This window comes from Vibrio hannami (assembly GCF_029589055.1).
GTDB lineage: Bacteria > Pseudomonadota > Gammaproteobacteria > Enterobacterales > Vibrionaceae > Vibrio > Vibrio hannami.
In genome coordinates, this window is record NZ_JARQZP010000007.1 from 1,214,837 (window position 1) to 1,237,956 (window position 23,120).

Below are 23,120 nucleotides of genomic sequence, written 5' to 3' on the forward strand. Positions count from 1 at the left end.
GAGGTATTATTCTTCTTCTGAACTCTCACCTGAATCAGTATCCGAATCAGCCTCTGGCGCTGAGTCAGTAGTAGCTTCTTCGCTCTCTACTCCCTCTTCCAGCTCTTCCTCTTCTACTTCTTCAATGCGCTGCAAGCCAACAACGTTTTCGTCATCTGCTGTACGGATCAGCGTAACACCTTGAGTATTACGGCCAACCTGGCTTACTTCAGAAACGCGTGTACGTACCAGAGTACCTGCATCGGTGATCATCATAAATTCATCACCATCTTCAGTCTGGATTGCACCAACCACTTCACCGTTACGGTCAGAAACCTTGATCGAAACAACGCCCTGAGTGGCACGGCCTTTAGTTGGGTATTCAGCCAGTTCGGTACGCTTACCGTAACCGTTTTGAGTTACTGTAAGGATGTCTCCTTCGTTAGAAGGAACAATCAGAGACACTACCTGGTCGTTATCCGCCAGTTTCATACCGCGAACACCCGCCGCTGTACGGCCCATTGCACGTACTAGCTCTTCTTTAAAGCGAACTACTTTACCCTGCTTCGAGAACAGCATAATGTCGCTTTCACCATCAGTGATATCAACACCGATTAGTGAGTCGTCGTCGCGCAGGTTAACTGCGATTAGACCGTTAGAACGTACGTTAGCGAACTGATCCAGAGAAGTCTTCTTAACCGTACCGTCACCCGTTGCCATAAAGATGTACTTATCTGCAGAGTATTCAGATACTGGCAGAATCGCTGTAATACGCTCGTTCTCTTCCAGAGGAAGAATGTTAACGATTGGCTTACCACGAGCAGTACGAGTTGCCTGAGGTAATTGATATACCTTCAGACGATATGTCTTACCACGAGTCGAGAAACATAGGATATTATCGTGCGTGTTCGCAACTAGCAGACGTTCGATGTAGTCTTCATCTTTCATCTTAGTTGCACTCTTACCTTTACCACCACGACGTTGCGCTTCGTACTCGCTTAGCAGCTGGTACTTAACGTAACCTTCGTGTGACAGGGTAACAACAACATCTTCCTGAGCAATCAGCTCTTCCATGTCGATATCGTGAACCGCAGCTGTGATTTCTGAGCGACGCTCATCACCAAAGCCTTCACGTACTGCTTCAAGCTCTTCACGGATAACTTCCATCAAGCGCTCAGTGCTTTCAAGGATATGCATCAGCTCTGCGATTTCTTCAAGCAGTGCTTTGTACTCGTCAAGAATCTTCTCGTGTTCCAGACCAGTTAGCTTCTGTAGACGAAGGTCAAGAATCGCTTGCGCCTGCTGCTCGGTCAGGAAGTACTGGCCATCGCGGATACCGTACTGCGCTTCAAGCCACTCTGGACGAGCCGCATCAGTACCAGCACGTTCCAGCATTGCTGCAACATTACCAAGATCCCAACCACGAGAAGTCAGGCCTTCTTTCGCAACTGCAGGTGTTGGAGCACGACGAATCAGTTCAATGATTTCATCAATGTTCGCCAGAGCAAGTGCCAGACCTTCTAGGATATGTGCACGATCACGCGCTTTACGTAGTTCGAAGATAGTACGACGAGTCACAACCTCACGGCGGTGGTCAACGAAGCACTTCAGCATCTCTTTCAGGTTAAACAGTTTTGGCTGACCGTTATCCAGCGCAACCATGTTGATACCGAAAGTTGTCTGTAGCTGAGTTTGTGCGTACAGGTTGTTCAAAACAACTTCACCCACAGCATCACGCTTACACTCAATAACAATGCGCATACCGTCTTTATCAGACTCATCACGCAGTGCACTGATGCCTTCAACTTTCTTATCTTTAACTAGTTCAGCAATCTTTTCGATCAAGCGAGCTTTGTTCACCTGATAAGGGATCTCAGTAACAATAATGGTTTCTTTGCCATTCTTGTCTGCTTCAACCTCTGCTTTAGAGCGCATGTAAATCTTACCGCGACCCGTTTTATAAGCATCGATAATACCCTTACGACCACTGATTAGTGCAGCCGTTGGGAAGTCTGGACCCGGGATGTATTGCATTAGCTCATCAATAGTGATCTCTTCATTATTGATGTATGCCAGACAGCCATCAATCACCTCAGTAAGGTTATGAGGTGGAATGTTGGTTGCCATACCTACTGCGATACCGGAAGAACCGTTAACCAGCAGGTTAGGAATCTTAGTAGGAAGAACCGCTGGGATTTGCTCAGTACCATCATAGTTTGGTACGTAATCCACGGTTTCTTTATCTAGGTCAGCCAGAAGTTCATGGGCGATTTTCGCCATGCGAACTTCGGTATAACGCATCGCTGCCGCCGAGTCACCATCGATAGAACCGAAGTTACCCTGGCCATCAACAAGCATGTAGCGTAGTGAGAACGGCTGAGCCATACGAACAATAGTGTCGTATACAGCACTATCACCGTGTGGGTGATATTTACCGATTACATCGCCCACAACACGGGCAGATTTTTTATATGGTTTATTCCAATCATTACCTAGTACATTCATCGCGAATAAAACGCGGCGGTGTACTGGTTTTAGGCCATCACGCACATCAGGAAGTGCACGACCCACGATTACTGACATCGCGTAGTCGAGATATGAGCCACGAAGCTCATCTTCAATGTTTACCGGCGTGATCTCTTTAGCTAGATCGCTCATAGAGCCATTATCCCTCTATAGTTTGATCGTAATTTCAGGACTTACATCCCTATACGTACAAGGCCGAAAAATATAACACAAAAATCAGAGATTCGGCATTACTTTCCCTCACCTTTTATCAGCTTGTGAGCTCTGTGGCGCGCAAATAGCTTATAAAACATACAATCTCCATTATCTTGTTGAAAAACGTCTAATTATTAAACACTCGTTTCTCAGCTTGTAGATTCGTTGCTATTACTACTGTTGCTAAGCTTTGGCAGAGATGGTTCTACTCTTTCGCCAGTTATCGAGTGCATCGTCATTATCTATGTGTTTATAATCACTAAATCATAAGGAAGATAAAGAACCAAAAGCGATGCACACGACCAATCAGACACTTAATGTTGACCCGGCTGAAATACAGAAATTCGAAGAGATGGCTTCTCGTTGGTGGGATTTGGATGGCGAGTTCAAGCCTCTTCATCAAATCAACCCACCTCGACTTCAATATGTAAAAGATTGTGTAAACGGCCTGTTTGGTAAAAAAGTTCTCGATGTTGGTTGTGGCGGCGGAATTCTCTCTGAAAGCATGGCCCGAGAAGGCGCTGATGTTACTGGTCTGGACATGGGTAAAGAGCCGTTAGAAGTTGCGCGCCTTCACTCGTTAGAAACGGGGATTAAAGTCAACTATATCCAGATGACGATTGAGCAACACGCAACAGAGCACCCCGAAGCATACGACGTTGTCACCTGCATGGAGATGTTAGAACACGTTCCTGACCCTCTTTCTGTTATCAAGTCCTGTGCAAAACTGGTGAAACCAAGCGGGCATGTATTGTTTTCAACTCTGAACCGAAATATTCCTTCGTATCTATTCGCGATTTTGGGAGCAGAATACATCACTGGCATCGTACCTAAAGGTACGCATGACCACAGCAAGTTTATCAAGCCCTCCGAGCTGTTAAAGCTTATCGATCAAACAGAGCTCACAGACAGAGGAATTACGGGAATCAACTATAACCCACTTAAAGACTCCTTCTTTCTTGGTAAGCGTGTTGACGTAAACTACATTGTTCATGCTGTAAAATGACCTGCAACAAAATGAGAGCTTGAACTAAAACTCGATGAAATTCATCCCTTCCAAATGGGATGGCTTTCATCTCTTTCGTAACAGATCAAAATTCTTAAAAATCAAGAAAAATTATTTTTAATTTCTTTGAATCCCACTAATCAAAAGATCTTAGAAAAAGATCAATAAATGCCACCTAATTCGATACGTAAGCATCCACTAACTTCCTCTTTTTTATCCATTGGTTATTCACACACCACTTGAACATCCGTCGGTTGAAAAGCAATTCAAAACCCACTATCTTGTAACCCGCTCAACATTAAAACCCAATATGTAGTATTAAAAAAACAATTGGGAACACAATGGTATTTCAAAAAGCAACATTTGTTTCGCAAATAAGTTTCATAAATGTGGCTTTAGTCAGTCTTTTAAGGGAAACCAATAAGAATGTACGGACAACTCACCGTTACCAAGCGTGATGGACGCAACGAACCTATTGATCTTGAAAAGATCCACCGTGTTATCACATGGGCAGCCGAAGGGCTGGACAACGTTTCTGTTTCTCAGGTAGAGATTAAATCTCATATCCAGTTTTATGAAGGAATGAAAACGTCGGATATCCACGAAACCATCATCAAGTCAGCAGCGGATCTGATTTCTGAAGAAAACCCGGATTACCAGTATCTGGCTGCTCGCCTTTCTATTTTCCACCTGCGCAAAAAAGCATACGGCCAGTATGAGCCACCAGCGCTTTTCGACCATGTGTCGAAAATGGTCGAAACCGGAAAGTACGACAAGCATCTTCTGGAAGACTACAGCAAAGAAGAGTTGGATATGATGGATGAGTTTATCAACCATGATCGTGACCTGGACTTTTCTTACGCTGCGGTTAAGCAGCTGGAAGGTAAGTACTTCGTTCAGAACCGTGTAACGAAAGAGATCTACGAGAGCGCTCAGTTCCTTTATATGATGGTGGCAGCGTGTTTGTTTGCTAAGTACCCATCAGAAACACGCCTTGATTACATTCGCCGATTCTATGATGCGGTTTCTACGTTTAAGATTTCACTACCGACACCAATTATGTCTGGTGTTCGTACCCCAACCCGTCAGTTCAGTTCTTGTGTACTGATTGAGTGTGACGACAGCCTGGACTCAATCAACGCAACGGCAAGCTCTATTGTTCGTTACGTTTCCCAACGTGCAGGCATTGGCATCAACGCAGGTCGCATTCGAGCTCTTGGTTCAGAGATCCGTGGCGGTGAAGCATTCCATACCGGATGTATTCCTTTCTACAAATACTTCCAGACAGCCGTTAAATGTTGTTCTCAGGGCGGCGTTCGTGGCGGCGCTGCAACGGTGTTCTACCCAATGTGGCACGGCGAAGTTCAGAACTTAATGATTCTTAAGAACAACCGTGGTGTTGAAGAGAACCGTGTTCGCCATATGGATTACGGCGTTCAGATCAACAAAACCATGTACGCTCGTTTGATCAGTGGCGGAAACATTAGCCTGTTCTCACCTTCAGATGTACCGGGGCTATATGACGCGTTCTTTGAAGACCAGGAAAAATTCGAAAGGTTATACACTCAGTACGAAGCGGACGCTTCTATCAAACGCGAAACAGTAAAAGCTGTTGAATTGTTCTCGCTACTGATGCAAGAGCGCGCTTCAACCGGTCGTATCTATGTACAGAACGTTGACCACTGTAATACTCACAGTCCATTTGATCCTAGCGTAGCGCCAATTCGCCAGTCGAACCTTTGTCTGGAAATTGCTCTACCTACATCGCCGCTAAGTAACGTAGAAGACGACCAGGGCGAGATTGCGTTGTGTACTCTGTCAGCATTTAACTTAGGTGCTATCAAGTCACTAGATGACTTTGAAGAGCTTTCTGAGCTGGTTGTACGTGCCCTTGATGCGCTGCTTGATTATCAGGACTACCCTCTTCCAGCGGCGAAGAAATCTTCGATGAACCGCCGTACACTTGGTGTTGGCGTGATCAACTACGCTTATTACCTTGCTAAAAACGGCGTGAAATACTCAGATGGCAGTGCAAATGGCCTCACTCATAACACATTTGAAGCGATGCAATACTACTTGCTAAAAGCCTCTATGGAACTGGCGAAAGAGCAAGGCGCTTGTCCTTCATTTAATGAAACTCGTTATGCCGAAGGTATTCTGCCAATCGACACATATAAGAAAGATGTCGATCTTATTTGTGATGAACCGCTTCATTACGACTGGGATGCACTTCGTAAAGAGATTCAGACTCACGGCCTGAGAAACTCAACACTAACTGCACTAATGCCTTCTGAGACATCTTCTCAGATATCGAATGCGACGAACGGAATTGAGCCACCGCGTGGTTATGTATCGGTGAAAGCATCGAAAGACGGTATTCTGAAGCAGGTTGTGCCTGACTTTACCAACCTTAAAGACAACTACGAGTTACTTTGGAATATTGAGGGTAACGATGGTTATCTGCATCTAGTGGGTATTATGCAAAAATTTGTCGACCAGGCGATTTCTGCCAATACAAACTACGACCCTGCGGTATACGAAACGGGCAAAGTTCCAATGAAAGTGCTGCTTAAAGATCTACTAACCGCTTATAAGTTTGGTGTGAAGACACTTTACTATCACAACACCCGTGACGGTGCGAGCGACGAACAAACCGTTGAATCAAAAGACGACGATTGCGGCGGCGGCGCTTGTAAGATCTAGGTAACGGGTTACAGGTTACAGGTTACAGGATAATCTCGTTCCCACGGTCACCGTGGGAATGCATACCAGACTAAAAGCGTAACGCTACGTCAGGGACAAGAGAGAATTAAGGTATAAAAAATGGCATACAGTACTTTCACACAGACAAAAAACGACCAGCTAAAAGAACCAATGTTTTTTGGTCAGCCAGTTAACGTTGCGCGTTACGATCAGCAGAAATTTGAAATTTTTGAAAAGCTTATTGAGAAGCAGCTAAGTTTCTTCTGGCGTCCGGAAGAAGTCGATGTATCAAGCGATCGAATTGACTACAACAACTTGCCGGATCATGAAAAACACATCTTCATTAGTAACCTAAAATACCAGACACTTCTGGATTCCATTCAGGGACGAAGTCCGAACGTTGCTCTGCTGCCGCTTGTTTCTCTGCCAGAGGTGGAAACCTGGATTGAAACCTGGTCATTCTCAGAGACCATCCATTCACGCTCTTACACGCACATCATTCGTAATATTGTGAATGAGCCAGGTGTTGTGTTTGATGATATCGTTGAGAACGAACATATCCTAAAGCGAGCTAAAGATATCGCTCACTACTATGACGACCTCATTCAGTTAACCAATGATTACCATCGCCTGGGGGAAGGTACACACAATATTGCTGGTGAAACCGTTGATATTAAGCTATCTGACCTTAAGAAGAAGCTCTACCTTTGTCTGATGTCAGTGAACGCGCTGGAAGCGATTCGTTTCTACGTAAGTTTTGCTTGTTCGTTTGCTTTTGCAGAGCGTGAACTAATGGAAGGTAACGCAAAGATCATCAAACTAATCGCTCGTGACGAAGCACTACACCTTACCGGTACTCAGCACATGCTGAACCTGCTTCGAAACGGTCAAGATGACTTCAGCTTTATGCAAATCGCTGAAGAGTGTAAGCAGGAATGTTTTGATCTGTTTAAAGAAGCAGCAGAGCAGGAAAAAGAATGGGCTGAATACCTGTTTAAAGACGGCTCAATGATTGGCCTGAACAAAGATATTTTGTGCCAATACGTTGAGTACATTACCAATATCCGTATGCAGGCCGTTGGTCTTGATGCTGCTTATCCTGAAGCGACTTCTAACCCAATCCCGTGGATTAACGCATGGCTATCTTCAGATAACGTTCAGGTGGCACCGCAAGAGGCAGAGATAAGTTCATATCTTGTAGGTCAAATCGATAACGAAATCGATGCCGATGAATTTGACGGGTTTGAGTTGTAATACGGGTTACGGGTTACGGGTTACGGGTTACGGGTTACGGGTTACGGGTTACGGGTTACGGGTTAAAAGCTATTTTGAAAAAAATCCAAATCAACAATATTTCTACGATACTGGCGTCTTCTGATAAGACGCTTCTGGAGGCGATGGAATCGGCTGGTTTACAACCAGAGTTCCATTGTCGTGACGGTCACTGTGGTGCATGCCGCTGTGAACTCGTGTCGGGAGAAATTGAAGAAATGGGTTTTAAAATGGCTTACACCCAGCCAGAAGAAATATTGCCCTGCATTAGCAGGGCGAAATCCAATGTTGTATTGGCAAGAGTGAATTATCAAGTAAAGGCTAAATCGGCATAACTTTCCGGGCTAAGTTATTTATGCCTGGTTTATCAAGGCCCCTAGGTTCTCAAGGCTTAGGTAGTTAAAGCGTAGCTGTTAAGACATGCGAACTCGTTCACCATTTGAGTCAGCTCCAGCTTTTGGCGCTTTCCCAGCACAATCTCCGCATTTTCAGGAGTTACTTTCTTAGCTCCAATCTGCTTTCCGTCATCGTCGACTAAAGTCAGCTCATACCCTTCATTTTGAGAAGAAGTAGTATCAAATGGTAGGCTTACCCATAGCGAAATAACGTCGGTTCTTTTGTTGCTGCTTGTCTCGCCAAGAAGAATGCGATCGCCGGATACTTTGTACCACACTTCGATTTTTGAATAACACTGCATAACGACACCTCCATGGTCTACCTGCTTATCCAACAGGCTCTAATCCAGTTTATTCCTTTTATTTATAAACGCTAGAGCCAGATCGTGTGATTTATCGCAATAACAAAAAAACTCATTAATTAACATAACATTAACCAATAGATCGTTATGTTATATGTGATTGCAAAACAACCGAAAATATCGTTATAAAACCAGTGGTGGAAGAGTTTATAGCCTATGGCAAACCTCCCCTTCAGCCCTCTAAAGATGGAGGTATTACGCTTATAACCATGTGTAATTTAGAGTGCACTAGTAGGAATAAACAACTCTTTTTCGCGTTCAATAAAAGTGTAATTTCCAAAAACTGGTTTGCTTTCTAGCTTACGACGAAGCATATCCAACGCAATTGTCGCAATCACCTTTCTTACATCTTGTCGTTCGTATTTTCGCTTCAGTTTAACAACCTGCCCCCACTCCCCTTCTGAAGTAGACATGGCTATCGCTACATGGTCCTCATCGAATTTTCCTGTCGAAAGCCCGATATGGCTTGCTGTTTTCTCTTTGATCGAAGCTGCCAATGCTAAAGCAGACGCTAGAGCTTCCTGCTCAACGTTATTGAGAGCTGTATTGGAGTTCAGTATCCAGGATTGTTTAACGCTATTAGATAACTGCTCATTCTCCGTCATCCAGCTAGTCAGATAACCAGCGGTGGCTATTTCGGAAATAGAAACCAGTTGCCCGCTATCCATAAGTGAAGCGGCAATGTTATCCAGTAAGGGCTCATCAACACTTACAACGTTTTCCCCTAAATGCCCGTAAACAAGTTTTAAAATCTGAAGACGTTTTTCATCGTCCATCGGGCCAAATAGCTTTACTTCGATAAATGGCAATGAAGAACGATAACCAAACTCGAAACCTTCGGGCAGAGCAATTTTGTCCAGCAAGTCAGATATCCCGGACTCAGAAAGGCCGAAGGTATACATTCGGCTTACTTCCAGAGGCATAACCGTTTGAAGCTGCTGTTTGATATCAGGTAATAACTGAGTATCCACCATATACTTGAACTCCCGAGGTACACCCGGAGTGAAGTAAAAGGTCGCGTTATTAATCTGTGTTTTAAAGCCGCATGCCGTTCCTATCGGGTTGTCGACAATAGAAGAAGACGAAGGCAGCACCGCTTGCTTGATATTACTTTCTGGCATTACCCTGCCAGATTTCTGGAACATAGCTTCCAGTCTTTCTAACCATGGCTTGAACAAAACCAACTCATCCTCGGCCGCCTCGGCCGCTGCTTCAGCGGTGAGATCATCGGATGTTGGCCCTAGCCCTCCATTGACGATCACGATATCAAAATTAAGGCTCAAATTAATAAATTCATTAACCAGAGCCGATTTTGCATCGCCAACCGTAGAGCGCTTTGAAAGCGCGAACCCTTCTTCAAAAAATCGCCTGGACAGCCAACTTGCATTTGTGTCGGTGATATCTCCGTGAAGAACCTCTTCACCCGTACTCAACATTGCTATTTTATTCATTTACTTACCTTATCAATCCCAAGGTTGCATACCGTTAAACTACTGACTCCACGAACAATTGTCGAGTATTCATTGTTCTAAAAAACACCGGTCTAAAAAATAAGGTAAAGAAAATCCTTATCCCGAAAATTTTGCGTACCAGATAGCATTCTTCACCATCAAATAACCACGTGATCTGTAAAAATTGACAACTGTCATACTTTTCAATTATTTAGCTTCTACACTAAGAATAGGTGTTATTTCTGATTACTGAGTGCTTACCCAATTAGGGAGGGTTATTATGAACAGTACTTTTATTGTTAACTTTGTAGGCAAGGCATCACCTTCAACAATCAAGCAGTTGGCAGCAACCACACATGAAAATGATGGCAAATGGTTAATCAGTAAAGTCAACTTCATAGAAAACCAGGTCGCAGCGGTAATTAAAATCGAGCTCCCGGAAGAAAACGAAGAGGCGGTAAAACAGGCGTTTAGAAGCATTCCTGAATTGCTCGTTCAGTTTGTTGATTCAGACAGTGTTGCTCATGACAAGGAAGAGATATTCCAAATTCGCCTCGATTCGAATGACCGAGCCGGTATAGTCAACGAAATCACTCATGTGCTAGATGGCCAGGATATACATATTCTTGATATGGATTGCCATAGAGTATTTATCGCTGGCGGTGGTGGCATCAGTAACAGCCTGTTTACAGCCGATATGGCGATAAGGTTACCAGCAGACGTTGCTATTGAAGATGTCACAAAAGAGCTTGAATCATTAAGTGAAGATACAAGGGTCGTTCTTAGCAGTTAAAAAAGTAAGAGTACTCAGTAGCAATCGAAGGGGTCGCACGCCGTGTGGCCCTTTTCTTCTGTTTATCCCTGTTCCAATGCTCTGAAGTGACACATTCCTCGTTCCAATGCTCCGCGTTGGAATGCACACCTCCCCGAAAAACACCCGATATAGCCGCTTCCTTTCCCAGATACCATCGATGGCTTGATTACTTCCAATGATACGAGCAACTCCGTATGAATTCCCACGGGGGACCGTTAGGAACTAGGCCTAAGTCCTGTACGGTCGGAATGGAAAAACTTGAACCAGAGCAGAACTCCTCGTTACCTCGCTCCGCGTGGTAATGCATACCTGAACTAGATATGCGACGCATAGTCCATATTCTCTCCCCACTTCACTTCTTGTTTAGCTCATAATCCAAAACAAGTGAATCAAGCGCAAAGGAAAAACATGGGAAGAAGTCGATATAAAATTACCCAACAAAATGCTCCTCACTTTGTGACCCTGACAGTTCTACACTGGATTCCTGTTTTTACTCGCCCTCAAACCGTAGACATACTACTAGAATCACTCGCCTTTCTAATGAAAGATGGCTTGAAGGTATATGCTTACGTAATCCTAGAAAATCATATGCATTTAATTGTTCAGAGTGAACAACTTAGTAGAGATATAGCTAGATTTAAATCCTATACCGCCAGACAGCTAATTGTGTACTTAACAGAGCACAATGTAAGAACAATTCTTGATCAACTGATGTTTTACAAGAAAGCACATAAACATGATCGTGCCTATCAGTTTTGGCAGGAAGGTGCCCATCCTGAGTTAATTTCGGGAGAAGATATGATGCGTCAGAAAACTGAGTATATTCATCAAAATCCTGTGAAAAGAGGTTATGTTGATAAAGCTAGTCACTGGCGATATTCAAGTGCTCGTGATTATGAAGGAATGCCAGGTCTCATAGAGGTTCACAAAGTATGGTAGTTGTTTCCGCTGATACAAGTAACTCCGATATGAATTCCCACGGGGACCGTGAGGAACTAGTACAAAGTTCACCACTCACAACACATTCGTCTTAAACCAGCCCCAGATACCTAATGAGAAGTTAGGGAACAGATCGATGCCCATAGCCGATTTGATGAGATAAAGAACCAGCAAACCCGAAAGCACGGCAAATACGGTCATTCCCGTCATAAACAGAGCACCTAGTAACATTGCCATCCTTTTTTCTTGAGCGCTTAGCTCACGGCGGTTTCGGCCTATCAGAAACACATAGTAATAACGCCACTTAAGCATTGGGAAGGTTAGAACGCCTCGACTGTCGACACTATGATTTCCCCAGTTACGGGCTCCGACTGCGTTGCGAAGGTGCATCAACTGCTCATCATTAAAACTTTCTTGCACGGACTCTGGCATGCGCTCCAGCAAGCGCATAACAGTGGGATCTCTTCTTAGATCCGATGGAATAGTTTGCACCTGAATGGTTTCATCGGTCACGTTTACCTCTATTCAAATCCTTGAATATTATTAATTATTTAAATTCTCAAAAATAATACAGAAATATGAAAGTACGTTATATATATCAATTTGTCATAAAGCGTAGCTATGCTAATTTATCAGGCTAAACCATAATTTAATATAAATAATTCAGTTGTTAGGGATTTAAAATGAAGATTGCTGTAGCAGGGACTGGATATGTGGGTTTATCTAATGCGGTTTTACTCGCTCAAAATCACACAGTATTCGCACTTGATATTTCAGAAGATAAAGTAAACAAGCTAAATGATCGTATATCGCCAATAGCTGATAAAGAGATAGAAGAATACCTTTCCACCAAATCTCTAGATTTAACCGCAACACTAGATAAACAAAAAGCCTATGATGGCGCAGACTTCGTTATTGTTGCTACCCCTACTGACTACGACCCTGATACTAACTACTTTAATACTGCATCTGTAGAAGCGGTAATTAAAGACGTTATTAGTATAAACAAAGATGCACTAATTATAATTAAGTCAACAGTGCCTGTTGGTTATACCGAAAGCATTCGAAACGAATTAGAAAGTGAAAATATAATCTTCTCGCCTGAGTTTTTGAGAGAGGGTAAAGCACTGTACGACAACTTATACCCTTCCAGAATCATCGTCGGTGAGCAGACAGAACGGGCAAAACGTTTTGCCAGCTTATTGCAGGAAGGAGCGTTAAAAGAAGATATCGAAGTTCTATTTACTAACTCCACAGAAGCTGAAGCGGTAAAACTGTTCTCGAATACCTATTTAGCTATGCGTGTTGCTTATTTTAATGAGCTTGATTCTTATGCTGAATCACTAGGACTTGATGCCCGACAAATAATTGAAGGCGTTGGCCTAGATCCGAGGATCGGTAATCACTATAACAACCCATCATTTGGCTACGGTGGTTACTGCCTACCTAAAGACACCAAGCAGTTATTAGCGAACTATGCTCAAGTACCAAACAATATCATCCGAGCGATTGTAGACGCTAACCATACAAGGAAGGACTTTATCGCTGACAGCATCATCGCTAAAAAGCCAAAGGTCGTTGGTATTTATCGTTTGATTATGAAAGCCGGCTCGGATAATTTCCGCGCTTCTTCCATTCAGGGAATAATGAAGCGCATTAAAGCCAAAGGGATTAAAGTCGTTGTTTATGAGCCGGTGCTAGAAGAAGACCGATTCTTTAACTCACGTGTAATTAAAGATCTAGATGCCTTCAAGAAAGAATCTGATGTGATTGTATCTAACCGTATGGTTGAAGAAATTCAAGATGTAGCGGATAAAGTCTACACCCGTGACCTATTTGGCTCTGACTAATCACAGACCTCCATATCGTCATGCTATGAAATTATTGTCATCCCTGCGAAGGCAGGGATCTAAACTTTTCAACCCAGACTTCTGAAGCCCTATCTATCAATGTAAATATTGAACGAAACGCATGCGCCCCCTGCATATACGGATCTGCAATATTTTCCACACCAACAACACTTCCATATAAGTAACACTTACTTTCTAAACCAGGAAATATTTCCCTCAGTTCATCCAGATGATGCTTTTCCATAGCAAGAATAATATCGTGATCGTCGATAAGTCTTTGCGTAACCTGATTGGCCTTATGCTCGCTCATGTCGATACCAAAAAATTCCGCTGCTACCTTTAGCCCTACTCTATCAGCCGGCCTTCCTTGTAATTTGCTTAACCTTGTAGCAATACCAGCAGAGCTTACCTTCAACTCGGGACAAAGCGATCGAAGCTTGTATTCACCATAAGGCGAACGGCATATATTTCCTGTACAGAGAACCAAAACACTTTTCAACGGCCAACAATCCTAATATCAACCAATTTTTCTAGCCCATGCAAGAGCAGCATTATCGATATTAGTATAGGCTTGTCTGAACGCATGTTGCCCTTTTTGGTAAGGATCTTCAATTACACTCATTCCTACCCAATGACCAAATAGAAAACCTTTATGACGCGCTGTTGGAAAGTCTTCACATAGAAGATCCAGTTGATTTCTCTCCATAGCAAGTATCAAATCATATTCATCAATAAGGCTCTGAGTTACCTGCTTTGCTCTATGCTGACTGATATCAATGTCAAACTCATTAGCTACTGCTATCGCTTCCGCGTCAGCTGGTGCATTATCCAGTTTACTTTTAGTGGTCGCTACTCCCGCTGATGTAATCATCTTGCCAGGCAGCAGTTGCTTAAGCTTTTTTTCAGCATAAGGAGAACGGCATATATTGCCTGTACATATCACTAGAATACTATTAAACATTTGCGTTTCAGTATGAACCTTACTGTTGTTCGATCATCCACTTAAGAAGTGACTTTCGTTCCTCATCGGATGCATTTAAATACCAGGATTGAATATCTTTAACAAACTCAGCCGAATTCGAACCAACGGCAACAGAAGATACAGAGGCACTAGACTCAACAACTGCAGGTGTTGGCTTAACTACATCTTTCTTAACTTCCACTACTTTTTGAACGTCTCCAACTGGATCAGAAATCTCTATTCCTGCTTGTTGGTTATAATTAGCAACCGCCTTTTCTATGTCCTGATATGGCATAAAACCTGGATTACCCGGTAGTTCAACCGTCTCTAACATTATAGAACCATTGTCCGTTTCTAGTACCCAACCCGCCTTATCATTTTTAAAGGCAGCTTCAGCAGCAGAATAATTAAGGAATCGTTTGTGCGTAATACGATAATCGCTTGACTGGTTAATTACTGAAACAGATACAACATAAGGTTTCGACTCAAACTGTTTTTTAAGTGAACCCTTTTTAAGTACCTGAGCATAGCGAATAACAAGTTGGTTCTCACCAGCATTTAGAGTGTAGTGCTCCTTTTCCTTGACCTGTACACCGTTTATCGCCAGCACATCAACCGTTCTTGGTACGCTAAGCTCAGCTGAAGTAACGGAGAAAGACAAAAGCAACATAAGCGATGCTAAACAATTATTAAAATAGCGGTTAGTATTCAAAATCTATTGCTCCTTATAAATACACCAAACCCACCTTCCCATATTTTATGAGAAGGTGGGTAAATTAAAGCGTCAAAACCTATGTTATGGTTAGATAAAAAGGTCCAAATTAGAAAGAAGCACTCATACCAACAACATAACCAGTATCTGTATTGTCTTCGTCGGTGAAGCCGAGCTCTGCGTAAGCTTGCACTTGATCGGACAAATCGAAGGCAACGTTCACATAAAGGTCATTAATTCTGTCTGAGTTATCGCTGTTATCTATATTCGCCCAGCCCGCTGCGTAGGTAAAACGATCTCCTCTCGAATATGATGCTGTTAATCCAAACATATCGATATCAGTATCCGGCTCGCCAGTGTTCTCAGCTTTTGACGTTGCGTATGTCGCTGCGAAGTTTATATCTCCTAATACATAACGGCCTTCTAATACATAAGCTCGTTCATCTTCTCCATTTATCTCTGCATTAACTAGATAAAGAGTGAGCTCAACCTCATCTAAACGAGCACCAATATTTCCGTCTAACTCATAATCACCAGGCGTAAAGTTGTCCTCATTTTTATGATCAGAAAATGCGATACCTGCATAAAACACTTCGCCACCGTCGTATTTATACTTAATAACCTGATCACCACTGCTATCAAGGTTATCGACGTATGACGTAAAGCCGAACTCAAAGTCATCCCCAATGCCCGCATCATCGAGGATAGTTGGTTGTACACCAAACGTAACCGTATGTACATTCGTGAAATTCAGAGACAGATAAACATCACCACGAGTCACATCGTCCGTCTCATTATTTGCGTCGAAATCTACGACACCACCAACAGAAAAATCTTCCGTCATTTCGTAGTTCAGGTTAAATCCAAAATTACCTTCAGCAACCTGAAGCTCTGGATCTAATGCTTTGTCTTGAGATTTAAAGTAGTTGATTTCTACGTCACCCGAAACATCAACTGTTACACCATCTAGTGCATATACTTCTGCTGCGTTTGCTGAACTCGCAAACATAGTTACCACTGCTAATGATAATAAAGACTTCTTCATTATTCCTTCTCCAATTTTGACGCTGGAATTGTCCGTTAAACTTACTTAAGTCAATTCTAAAGTTCTACTTTATAATTAGATAATTACTTGAATTTATACTTATATATTTTTGATGTATCTATCATCTAGTATTGCTGTGAAATTTCAACAAAGAATAATTACTCAAACCACACTATCTCAGTTATGAGACATTATTCTTAGCTATTGGTTTTAAACTAATCGAACATCCCGAAAGAACTAGCACTAAAATAAAAGTGACGGCATTCGCTGGTGGTTGAAGATTAAAGTCAACACTGATATGTATGAGCATACCAATAATTGCCATAAAACAGCCCAACGCGGCACCTTTTAAAGTTTTGCTATTTCTTTTACGCATTGCTTTAAAACTAAACCACAACGCCAGTAATACAGGAACACCTAATATTAATGTTGCTGGTATACCCGCTTCAACAGCAAATTGAATATATTCATTGTGAGCAAAATCGTAGTATCCGATATTGTACTGGGTGTAACTTGGAAACGTTGAATAAAAGCTACCTAACCCAGTGCCCGAAACCGGATAATCTTTAATTATGTCCATACTCCAAAATACTACCTGGTCACGCGTTTCAGAGGTCATAGAGGTATGTTCTAAACGTTCTTTAACTTTTCCTAAACCGAAAACGGTGCCCACAATAAAGGTATCAATCATCAGTAGCGATATAATAAGAACCGTAAGAGCTCTGGGGCGGTTTTTATAAAATAATAAAGCAACCAAACCACCAATAATCGTTACTGAAAAGAAGGCCGTATTCCCCATCCTTGAACGAGTCATAACAAGCGCAATAACCATTACTACCAGACACAATCGAACCAGCATCTTTGGAGATAAAATGGCCTCTGTCCAGCGCTTAAAACGTACATGCCAGGAACCTGACTCACTTTGGTGAAGCTGAGATACAATTAGGCCTGTACCCAATGAAAGAGTCATAACTAAATAGTTCGCCAGATGATTATGATACACAAATGTACCAGTAGCGCGTGCTCCTTGTTGAATACCAAATATCCAACTTTCAGTTGTACCGGTTAAGATAGTTAACGCGCCATAAAATGCCTGGAATGTCCCACTAATCACCACAAACAATAAGACTTTTTTTACCCTGTCTACGCTATTTATCAAGAGTACAGCATTAAATGCAAAGAGCGTATAAGCGATACCTTTTAGCAAGCCTGAAAACGAAGCATATCGATCCAGTGATAATGTCATGTTATCCAAGCCTAAAGATTCGTAGACGTTGTAGGCTACAGGAGACACTAGCTCAACAATACTGTGTGGCAATGGCACTATTTGTATAACTACCCAAAGCTGGAATAAGCAAAGTGGAATAAGTAACCAGGCAAACCTTCTAATTCGATGCCATGGAAAACTGTTTTTATAAGTCAGAATTAACGATAGTGTTTGAAGTGATACCCATACTTCAAAAATAGACCATGCCCAGGCACGATGACTTGCAAGAGGCAAAGGTAACCAAACAATAAGAGTGAGCAGGCTGAAAAAGCAAATACGTTCTATTCGAGTCATCAAAATCCTTAGAAACGACTACGGCTCCGTAAAGCAGCAACACATATAAAGAAAAGCCGGAATGAAAGAATGAGAAACAGAAAAAAAGTCCAAATATCAATTTGGACTTTTTACAATAGTTATACTCAATACGAATTAGCTAGGTGATACTCCATCATCACGCACCGGGGTGGCTGGCGTGGCTGGGGTCGCAGGGGTCGCTGCAACTGCGTCAGTGGTTTCGGTCGCAGGTATCGCTGGAGTTGCTGGTGTCGCTGGTGTCGCTGGTGTTGCAGCAATACCAGCAGCAGTCGCTTCACCAACTATCGTTGGGTCGACTCCCGCCTCAATCGCAGCTTCTACTGCAGCAATTGTTGGATCTTCTGCTACTGCAGCTGCAACTTCCGTTGCTACCGCTACAGCTGCTGTTACTTCAGCTGCCGCTTCTGGCGCTGCCTCTACCGCTGCCGCTGTTACTGCTGCCGCCGCTTCTGGCGCTGCCTCTACCGCTGCCGCTGTTACTGCTGCCGCCGCTTCTGGCGCTGCCTCAACTGCCGCCGCTGTTACCGCTGCTGCTGCTTCTGGCGCTGCCTCAACTGCCGCCGCTGTTACTTCAGCTGCTGCTTCTGGCGCTGCCTCAACTGCCGCCGCTGTTACCGCTGCTGCTGCTTCTGGCGCTGCCTCTACCGCTGCCGCTGTTACTTCAGCTGCTGCTTCTGGCGCTGCCTCAACTGCCGCCGCTGTTACCGCTGCTGCTGCTTCTGGCGCTGCCTCAACTGCCGCCGCTGTTACCGCTGCTGCTGCTTCTGGCGCTGCCTCAACTGCCGCCGCTGTTACCGCTGCTGCTGCTTCCGGTGCAGATGCAATTACTGAAGCCGCAACTTCTGCTGCTAACGCTGGGTATTGAGAAATTAGGTTAGCAACCATAGCTTCCGCGCTAATTCCTTCCACTTGTGCAGCCAAAATTGCTTCATTGATCTCCAACTGCTCACTTTCAGTGATCGCATACGCTGGCGCTGAAAGTATCGCTAAGGCAGTAGCAATGCTTAGAGATAATTTTTTTACGTTCATGTATATTCCTTTTCCTAAAGTCATAGATCACTGTATTAGTGGATACTTATTCTCTACTTTCAAAACTTAGCCAGAGGCTTTTTACATATTTGTTCTGAATTCTAATATTTGATTTATGTTCAAAACAAGCAATTAATTTTTAAATATTCCCATTTTCTCTGATATAAGACTGAGTATTTTGTAAATAAAGACACCAGATAAAACACTTAGAATATTTATTGATAAATCAATCAACGAAAAATGTCTGCTTGGTAAAAAATATTGAAGCAATTCATCGACGGCAACTAATAACAACAGCGCTATTGTCGGCCAGCCAAATGAGCCAAAGATAAACTTCCTTTCCTCTGGTAAAGTGCTCCAAACCGCAACAAAACTCAGAGTTAAAGCAACAATTAGATGCAAATATTGGTGTCCACCAACATAAACCTCCGCAAACCCGATTTGCGGCAAAAATAATCCAGAGCTTTTTGCTAATGAAGCTCCACCGCCAATTGCTAACATAAGCAAAAACAGCGGGAAGCGAGTGCGTGTATAAACCAAAGTAATCCTCAATTCTCAAACTTGTTTTTAATTGCTACACACACGAGATTTTTTATTACTAAATGCTAGCAAGTTACATACTCTTTGTTTGTATGGTGCGTTTCTGAATATCTCGTCGCGCTGCCGAATAGATAGTCCATATTTTTGCGGGGTTAAGATATATCGGCTAGCTTTAACCTTATCCTGTGTGGATATTTGCTCCCAAAAACCAAAATAGAAATCAATTCCTGCTCTGGCAGTGGCTTTTTCATACGGCCCAAAACGCTCGGCCAGATATAAGGGAGCAAACACATCTTCTTTAGGGCTAACCAAAGCGTTTTTAGCATAAACTTGCTGGGCATAGATATCCGGGTAAATTGGTCTGGAAACTATTGCCTTAGAATTCAAGACTACTGCTTCGCTCAAAAACTCTTCGTAAGAATCGCTATTCTCTTCTGAATAACTGTTTAACCACCTTGTGTACGCAGCAAGAGAGAGTGCTTCCGGCGAGTAGCTATTCCAGTGCAGCATCTTCTCCACTAAGAAATTGATATTAGCTAACGATTTAGTTTGTTCAACTTTTTGCTCTTCAGATAGTTCAACTAACCCGGTGTATTGTTGATCGTACTGCTTTACTGAGTTATCCAATCCGATCTGGTAGAGCGAGCCCATGCCCACATGAACAGCCGCAAATATTACCCCAAGGCTAACTATACAAATCGCTAATAACGAAATAGTAGATAGAGAACGCTTCATTATTATCACTGTGTTCCTAATAGTAACTGAGTGAGTTCTTTTACCTTGGCATCAACTAACTTCTTATCACCCTCTGCCTCTATATTTAAACGTACAACAGGTTCGGTATTAGAAGAACGTAAATTAAAACGCCAGGCCATATCATAGGTTTCAAACGCCATACCAAGACCATCGATATTCTCTATCTGAGTGGCGTCGTTTTGATAGTGCTCTTTAACCCTGTTAATCGCCTCAGCTGGCTGTTCAATCTTAAAGTTTATTTCACCGGATGTTGGATAGGCAGAAATCATCGCATTAACCAGCTCTGATAGTTTTGCTCTTTTAACCGATACTAACTCGGCAGCAAGCAACCAGGGAATCATGCCTGAATCACAATAAGCAAAATCTCTGAAATAGTGATGGGCACTCATTTCTCCGCCATAAACGGCATCCTCATCTCGCATCTTTTGCTTGATACGCGCATGACCGGATCGGCTCATTACTGGTATGCCACCGTTCCTTGAAATAATTCTTTCTGTATTCCAGTATGCACGAGGATCGTAAATAATCTTCTGATCAGACTTTTGTTGAAGAAATGCTTCAGCCAGCAAACCAACAACATAATAACCTTCGATAAACTGCCCTTTCCCATCGAAGAAGAAACAACGATCGAAGTCACCATCCCAGGCAATGCCCATATCCGCACCGTACTTAATTACCGCTTCGGAGGTCACCGCTCTATTTTCGGGCAATATCGGGTTAGGGATACCATTTGGAAAGTTACCGTCTGGCTGGTGATGAACTTTAATAAACTCTATAGGAATGTTTAACTCTGCAAATTTCTTTTCTAGCGCATCGACAACCGGACCTGCTGCACCATTACCGGAGTTAACCACTAATTTTAGAGGTTTTATCCTGTTCGGTTTTATGTAACTAAGCAAGTGATCGATATAAGCGTTTTTGTTGTCGTGTTTTATTAACCGCCCTTTTTTTCACAAGAACTAAACACGCCCTTCTCTGCGAGTTGCTTAATATCATCAAGTCCGGTTTTACTTCCTATCGGCTGAGCGCCCTTGCCTACAGGCTTCATGCCGTTATAGTCAATCGGGTTATGGCTAGCGGTCACTTCAATACCACCATCAACATCCAGGCAGAATGCCGCATAGTAGATCTCTTCTGTGCCTGTCATTCCAAGGTCAATAACATCTACCCCGGAATCCATTAAACCCGAAGCCAGAGCCGACTTTAACGACTCTGATGACAAACGAACATCGCCCCCAACAGCGATTTTACGTGGCTTAAAATGCTCGGCATAAGCGCGCCCAATACGATAGGCGACATCTTCATTCAATTGTTCGCCCAATTTCCCACGTATATCGTAAGCTTTGAAACAAGTTATTTTTTTCATTTATGATGTCTCATCGTCATCCCGAATGTTAACTAACCGTCGTAAGTTCGGAAAACACCTAACCGTCGTCATCCCAGAAATTGCCTAAGCAATTGTCCGGGATCTGTTTTTCAACAGTTCCTAACTTTTACCATCTCTCGTTCCCCCGCTCCGCGTGGGAATGCATACCGAAGCTAAGCATAACCACAGAGCTAACTATCTCCACCCAACAGCTTAGTTTCTGAGTCAACATACCCATCGCGCTCAATACGCACAATATCATCCTCAGAAAGGTAACTACCCGAGCGAACCTCAATTAATTCAAGCGTTAATTTGCCAGGGTTTTCAATAGCGTGGGGAACGCCAAGAGGAATATATGTCGACTCATTTTCCGTTAGCATAAATTCTTCATCGCCACGTATTACCTTGGCGGTACCGGCTACTACTATCCAATGCTCGGCACGGTGATAATGTAATTGGAGTGCAGTTTTTCCACCTGGCTTGATCTTAACCTGTTTTACATGAAACCTGTCGCCACTGGCGATAGCGTCATGCGATCCCCATGGCCGGAAGATTTCCCTATGTTCAAGATGTTCGGTTCTATCTGCTTTCTTAAGCTCATTAACGATGTTTTTCACATTCTGAACTTTGCTTTTGTCAGCCTACCAGAATGGCATCTTTGGTTTCAACAACCACTAGGTTGTCGACACCAACAGTGGTAACAAGCTTGTTCTGAGAATAGATATAGCTGTCTTTGGTATCATCAGTTAGAACATCGCCACGGGTAGTATTGCCGTTTTGGTCTTTATCGTTTACTTCCCAAATCGCTTTCCAGGAACCTACATCACTCCAGTTTGCATCCATCGGAACAACAACGGCTTTGTCTGTCTGCTCCATAACCGCATAGTCGATAGATTCATCTGGACACTTAGCGAATATGTCTTCTTTTAACCTGATAAAGTCGAGATCTGGATACTTCTCGACGAAGGCATCTTTACAAGCAGCAAGAATATCCGGGCGGAACTTTTCAAGCTCGGCGAGAAACACCGACGCCTTAAACATAAACATGCCGCTGTTCCAGTAATAGTCGCCACTATCCAGATAAGATTGGGCAGTTTGTTGATCTGGTTTTTCTACAAACGCGTCCACAGAAAAACTTTGTTCTGAAACTGAACCTCCGCGTTTAATATACCCATAACCTGTTTCAGCAAAGTTTGGCACAATGCCAAAAGTAACCAAATTACCTTTTGCTGCTAACTCTTGCGCTTTAGTTACAGACTCAGTAAAGGCTGCAACATCTTTTATGACATGATCAGCCGCCAATACCAAAAGTAATGGGTCTTCACCATCCTGAATCGCGTTTAACGCTGCTATCGCTACTGCCGGTGCGGTATTTCTGCCGACTGGCTCTAGAATAATGCCGCTATGCTGAATTTTTGAGGCTCTGAATTGTTCTGCGACGATAAAGCGATGACTATCGTTACAGATAATCAACGGTGGATTGTGCTCCACATTCTTTAACCTGAAAACCGTTTCCTGCAGCATAGTATTTTCACTTGCCAGCGATAGAAACTGTTTTGGGTGATGCGTTCGGGACAAAGGCCAAAGCCTGCTACCTGAGCCCCCTGCCATAATTACAGGTAAGATCATTATTAATC

At 43.0% G+C, this 23,120-nt stretch carries 19 protein-coding genes and 2 pseudogenes; 7 read left to right on the plus strand and 14 right to left on the minus strand.

What is annotated here, in order from left to right; all coding sequences use genetic code 11:
• Window positions 1-6: 6 nt before the first annotated feature.
• Entirely contained in the window at window positions 7-2,637 is a 2,631-nt protein-coding gene (gyrA, locus tag P7F88_RS20010; protein WP_277827638.1) for a DNA topoisomerase (ATP-hydrolyzing) subunit A, read from the minus strand.
• Window positions 2,638-2,992: 355 nt separating this feature from the next.
• Here gyrA and ubiG point away from each other — a divergent pair, with 355 nt between their 5' ends.
• The 4 genes from ubiG to P7F88_RS20030 all read left to right on the plus strand — a co-directional run bounded on the left by ubiG (window position 2,993) and on the right by P7F88_RS20030 (window position 8,016).
• On the plus strand, window positions 2,993-3,706 hold the full coding sequence (ubiG, locus tag P7F88_RS20015) for a bifunctional 2-polyprenyl-6-hydroxyphenol methylase/3-demethylubiquinol 3-O-methyltransferase UbiG (protein ID WP_277827640.1): 714 nt from the start codon (window positions 2,993-2,995) through the stop codon (window positions 3,704-3,706).
• A gap of 426 nt (window positions 3,707-4,132) precedes the next feature.
• Window positions 4,133-6,409 (plus strand): class 1a ribonucleoside-diphosphate reductase subunit alpha, encoded by a 2,277-nt coding sequence (gene nrdA, locus P7F88_RS20020; RefSeq protein ID WP_277827642.1) that lies wholly within the window; start codon window positions 4,133-4,135, stop codon window positions 6,407-6,409.
• A gap of 120 nt (window positions 6,410-6,529) precedes the next feature.
• Window positions 6,530-7,663 carry a class Ia ribonucleoside-diphosphate reductase subunit beta gene (nrdB, locus tag P7F88_RS20025; RefSeq protein WP_277827644.1) on the plus strand — a complete coding sequence of 378 codons (1,134 nt, stop codon included), beginning with the start codon at window positions 6,530-6,532 and terminating at the stop codon, window positions 7,661-7,663.
• Window positions 7,664-7,737: 74 nt separating this feature from the next.
• Complete coding sequence (locus P7F88_RS20030; RefSeq protein WP_277827646.1) at window positions 7,738-8,016, plus strand: 2Fe-2S iron-sulfur cluster-binding protein; 279 nt, start codon at window positions 7,738-7,740, stop codon at window positions 8,014-8,016.
• 56 nt (window positions 8,017-8,072) lie between these two features.
• On the opposite strand, the gene P7F88_RS20035 is transcribed toward P7F88_RS20030, so the two are convergent.
• Both P7F88_RS20035 and P7F88_RS20040 read right to left on the minus strand, forming a co-directional pair.
• On the minus strand, window positions 8,073-8,378 hold the full coding sequence (locus P7F88_RS20035) for a hypothetical protein (RefSeq protein WP_277827647.1): 306 nt from the start codon (window positions 8,376-8,378) through the stop codon (window positions 8,073-8,075).
• A 278-nt stretch (window positions 8,379-8,656) separates the two neighbouring features.
• Window positions 8,657-9,889 carry a CinA family nicotinamide mononucleotide deamidase-related protein gene (locus tag P7F88_RS20040; RefSeq protein ID WP_277827649.1) on the minus strand — a complete coding sequence of 411 codons (1,233 nt, stop codon included), beginning with the start codon at window positions 9,887-9,889 and terminating at the stop codon, window positions 8,657-8,659.
• Between the two features lie 280 nt (window positions 9,890-10,169).
• Between P7F88_RS20040 and P7F88_RS20045 the strand changes: the two genes are divergently transcribed.
• Window positions 10,170-10,682 carry a glycine cleavage system transcriptional repressor gene (locus tag P7F88_RS20045; RefSeq protein ID WP_277827651.1) on the plus strand — a complete coding sequence of 171 codons (513 nt, stop codon included), beginning with the start codon at window positions 10,170-10,172 and terminating at the stop codon, window positions 10,680-10,682.
• A gap of 429 nt (window positions 10,683-11,111) precedes the next feature.
• The gene (locus tag P7F88_RS20050) at window positions 11,112-11,642 is read left to right on the plus strand and encodes an REP-associated tyrosine transposase (protein WP_277827653.1); all 531 of its coding nucleotides are present in this window, start codon (window positions 11,112-11,114) and stop codon (window positions 11,640-11,642) included.
• 75 nt (window positions 11,643-11,717) lie between these two features.
• Here the strand turns inward: P7F88_RS20050 and P7F88_RS20055 are convergent, their stop codons facing one another.
• The gene (locus P7F88_RS20055; RefSeq protein WP_277827655.1) at window positions 11,718-12,155 is read right to left on the minus strand and encodes a hypothetical protein; all 438 of its coding nucleotides are present in this window, start codon (window positions 12,153-12,155) and stop codon (window positions 11,718-11,720) included.
• Between the two features lie 170 nt (window positions 12,156-12,325).
• Between P7F88_RS20055 and P7F88_RS20060 the strand changes: the two genes are divergently transcribed.
• Window positions 12,326-13,492 carry a nucleotide sugar dehydrogenase gene (locus P7F88_RS20060; protein WP_277827657.1) on the plus strand — a complete coding sequence of 389 codons (1,167 nt, stop codon included), beginning with the start codon at window positions 12,326-12,328 and terminating at the stop codon, window positions 13,490-13,492.
• A 37-nt stretch (window positions 13,493-13,529) separates the two neighbouring features.
• On the opposite strand, the gene P7F88_RS20065 is transcribed toward P7F88_RS20060, so the two are convergent.
• From P7F88_RS20065 to P7F88_RS20110, 10 genes and pseudogenes are all read right to left on the minus strand, one after another.
• Complete coding sequence (locus P7F88_RS20065) at window positions 13,530-13,991, minus strand: low molecular weight protein-tyrosine-phosphatase (RefSeq protein ID WP_277827659.1); 462 nt, start codon at window positions 13,989-13,991, stop codon at window positions 13,530-13,532.
• An 18-nt stretch (window positions 13,992-14,009) separates the two neighbouring features.
• Window positions 14,010-14,453, minus strand: a complete 444-nt coding sequence (locus P7F88_RS20070) for a low molecular weight protein-tyrosine-phosphatase (RefSeq protein WP_277827661.1) — start codon at window positions 14,451-14,453, stop codon at window positions 14,010-14,012.
• A 19-nt stretch (window positions 14,454-14,472) separates the two neighbouring features.
• Window positions 14,473-15,123, minus strand: coding sequence for a DUF2057 family protein (locus P7F88_RS20075; RefSeq protein WP_277827663.1), 651 nt, complete (start codon window positions 15,121-15,123; stop codon window positions 14,473-14,475).
• Between the two features lie 151 nt (window positions 15,124-15,274).
• On the minus strand, window positions 15,275-16,210 hold the full coding sequence (locus tag P7F88_RS20080; protein WP_277827665.1) for a porin: 936 nt from the start codon (window positions 16,208-16,210) through the stop codon (window positions 15,275-15,277).
• 181 nt (window positions 16,211-16,391) lie between these two features.
• Window positions 16,392-17,771, minus strand: a complete 1,380-nt coding sequence (locus P7F88_RS20085; protein ID WP_277827667.1) for an O-antigen ligase family protein — start codon at window positions 17,769-17,771, stop codon at window positions 16,392-16,394.
• A gap of 135 nt (window positions 17,772-17,906) precedes the next feature.
• Window positions 17,907-18,821, minus strand: a complete 915-nt coding sequence (locus tag P7F88_RS20090) for a hypothetical protein (RefSeq protein WP_277827669.1) — start codon at window positions 18,819-18,821, stop codon at window positions 17,907-17,909.
• Window positions 18,822-18,953: 132 nt separating this feature from the next.
• On the minus strand, window positions 18,954-19,322 hold the full coding sequence (locus tag P7F88_RS20095; RefSeq protein WP_277827671.1) for a VanZ family protein: 369 nt from the start codon (window positions 19,320-19,322) through the stop codon (window positions 18,954-18,956).
• Window positions 19,323-19,388: 66 nt separating this feature from the next.
• On the minus strand, window positions 19,389-20,096 hold the full coding sequence (locus tag P7F88_RS20100) for a hypothetical protein (RefSeq protein WP_277827673.1): 708 nt from the start codon (window positions 20,094-20,096) through the stop codon (window positions 19,389-19,391).
• 5 nt (window positions 20,097-20,101) lie between these two features.
• Window positions 20,102-21,483: pseudogene (locus P7F88_RS20105) on the minus strand (phosphohexomutase domain-containing protein).
• A 191-nt stretch (window positions 21,484-21,674) separates the two neighbouring features.
• Window positions 21,675-23,112: pseudogene (locus tag P7F88_RS20110) on the minus strand (mannose-1-phosphate guanylyltransferase/mannose-6-phosphate isomerase).
• Window positions 23,113-23,120: the final 8 nt, after the last annotated feature.

Bases quoted from the DNA above. Each gene is read 5' to 3' on its own strand.
- nrdB (WP_277827644.1), top strand. From the start codon at position 6,530: ATGGCATACAGTACTTTCACACAGACAAAAAACGACCAGCTAAAAGAA.
- gyrA (WP_277827638.1), bottom strand. From the start codon at position 2,637: ATGAGCGATCTAGCTAAAGAGATCACGCCGGTAAACATTGAAGATGAG.
- ubiG (WP_277827640.1), top strand. From the start codon at position 2,993: ATGCACACGACCAATCAGACACTTAATGTTGACCCGGCTGAAATACAG.
- P7F88_RS20070 (WP_277827661.1), bottom strand. From the start codon at position 14,453: ATGTTTAATAGTATTCTAGTGATATGTACAGGCAATATATGCCGTTCT.
- P7F88_RS20045 (WP_277827651.1), top strand. From the start codon at position 10,170: ATGAACAGTACTTTTATTGTTAACTTTGTAGGCAAGGCATCACCTTCA.
- P7F88_RS20100 (WP_277827673.1), bottom strand. From the start codon at position 20,096: ATGAAGCGTTCTCTATCTACTATTTCGTTATTAGCGATTTGTATAGTT.
- P7F88_RS20095 (WP_277827671.1), bottom strand. From the start codon at position 19,322: ATGTTAGCAATTGGCGGTGGAGCTTCATTAGCAAAAAGCTCTGGATTA.
- P7F88_RS20075 (WP_277827663.1), bottom strand. From the start codon at position 15,123: ATGTTGCTTTTGTCTTTCTCCGTTACTTCAGCTGAGCTTAGCGTACCA.
- P7F88_RS20085 (WP_277827667.1), bottom strand. From the start codon at position 17,771: ATGACTCGAATAGAACGTATTTGCTTTTTCAGCCTGCTCACTCTTATT.
- nrdA (WP_277827642.1), top strand. From the start codon at position 4,133: ATGTACGGACAACTCACCGTTACCAAGCGTGATGGACGCAACGAACCT.
- P7F88_RS20040 (WP_277827649.1), bottom strand. From the start codon at position 9,889: ATGAATAAAATAGCAATGTTGAGTACGGGTGAAGAGGTTCTTCACGGA.
- P7F88_RS20035 (WP_277827647.1), bottom strand. From the start codon at position 8,378: ATGCAGTGTTATTCAAAAATCGAAGTGTGGTACAAAGTATCCGGCGAT.
- P7F88_RS20060 (WP_277827657.1), top strand. From the start codon at position 12,326: ATGAAGATTGCTGTAGCAGGGACTGGATATGTGGGTTTATCTAATGCG.
- P7F88_RS20080 (WP_277827665.1), bottom strand. From the start codon at position 16,210: ATGAAGAAGTCTTTATTATCATTAGCAGTGGTAACTATGTTTGCGAGT.
- P7F88_RS20050 (WP_277827653.1), top strand. From the start codon at position 11,112: ATGGGAAGAAGTCGATATAAAATTACCCAACAAAATGCTCCTCACTTT.
- P7F88_RS20090 (WP_277827669.1), bottom strand. From the start codon at position 18,821: ATGAACGTAAAAAAATTATCTCTAAGCATTGCTACTGCCTTAGCGATA.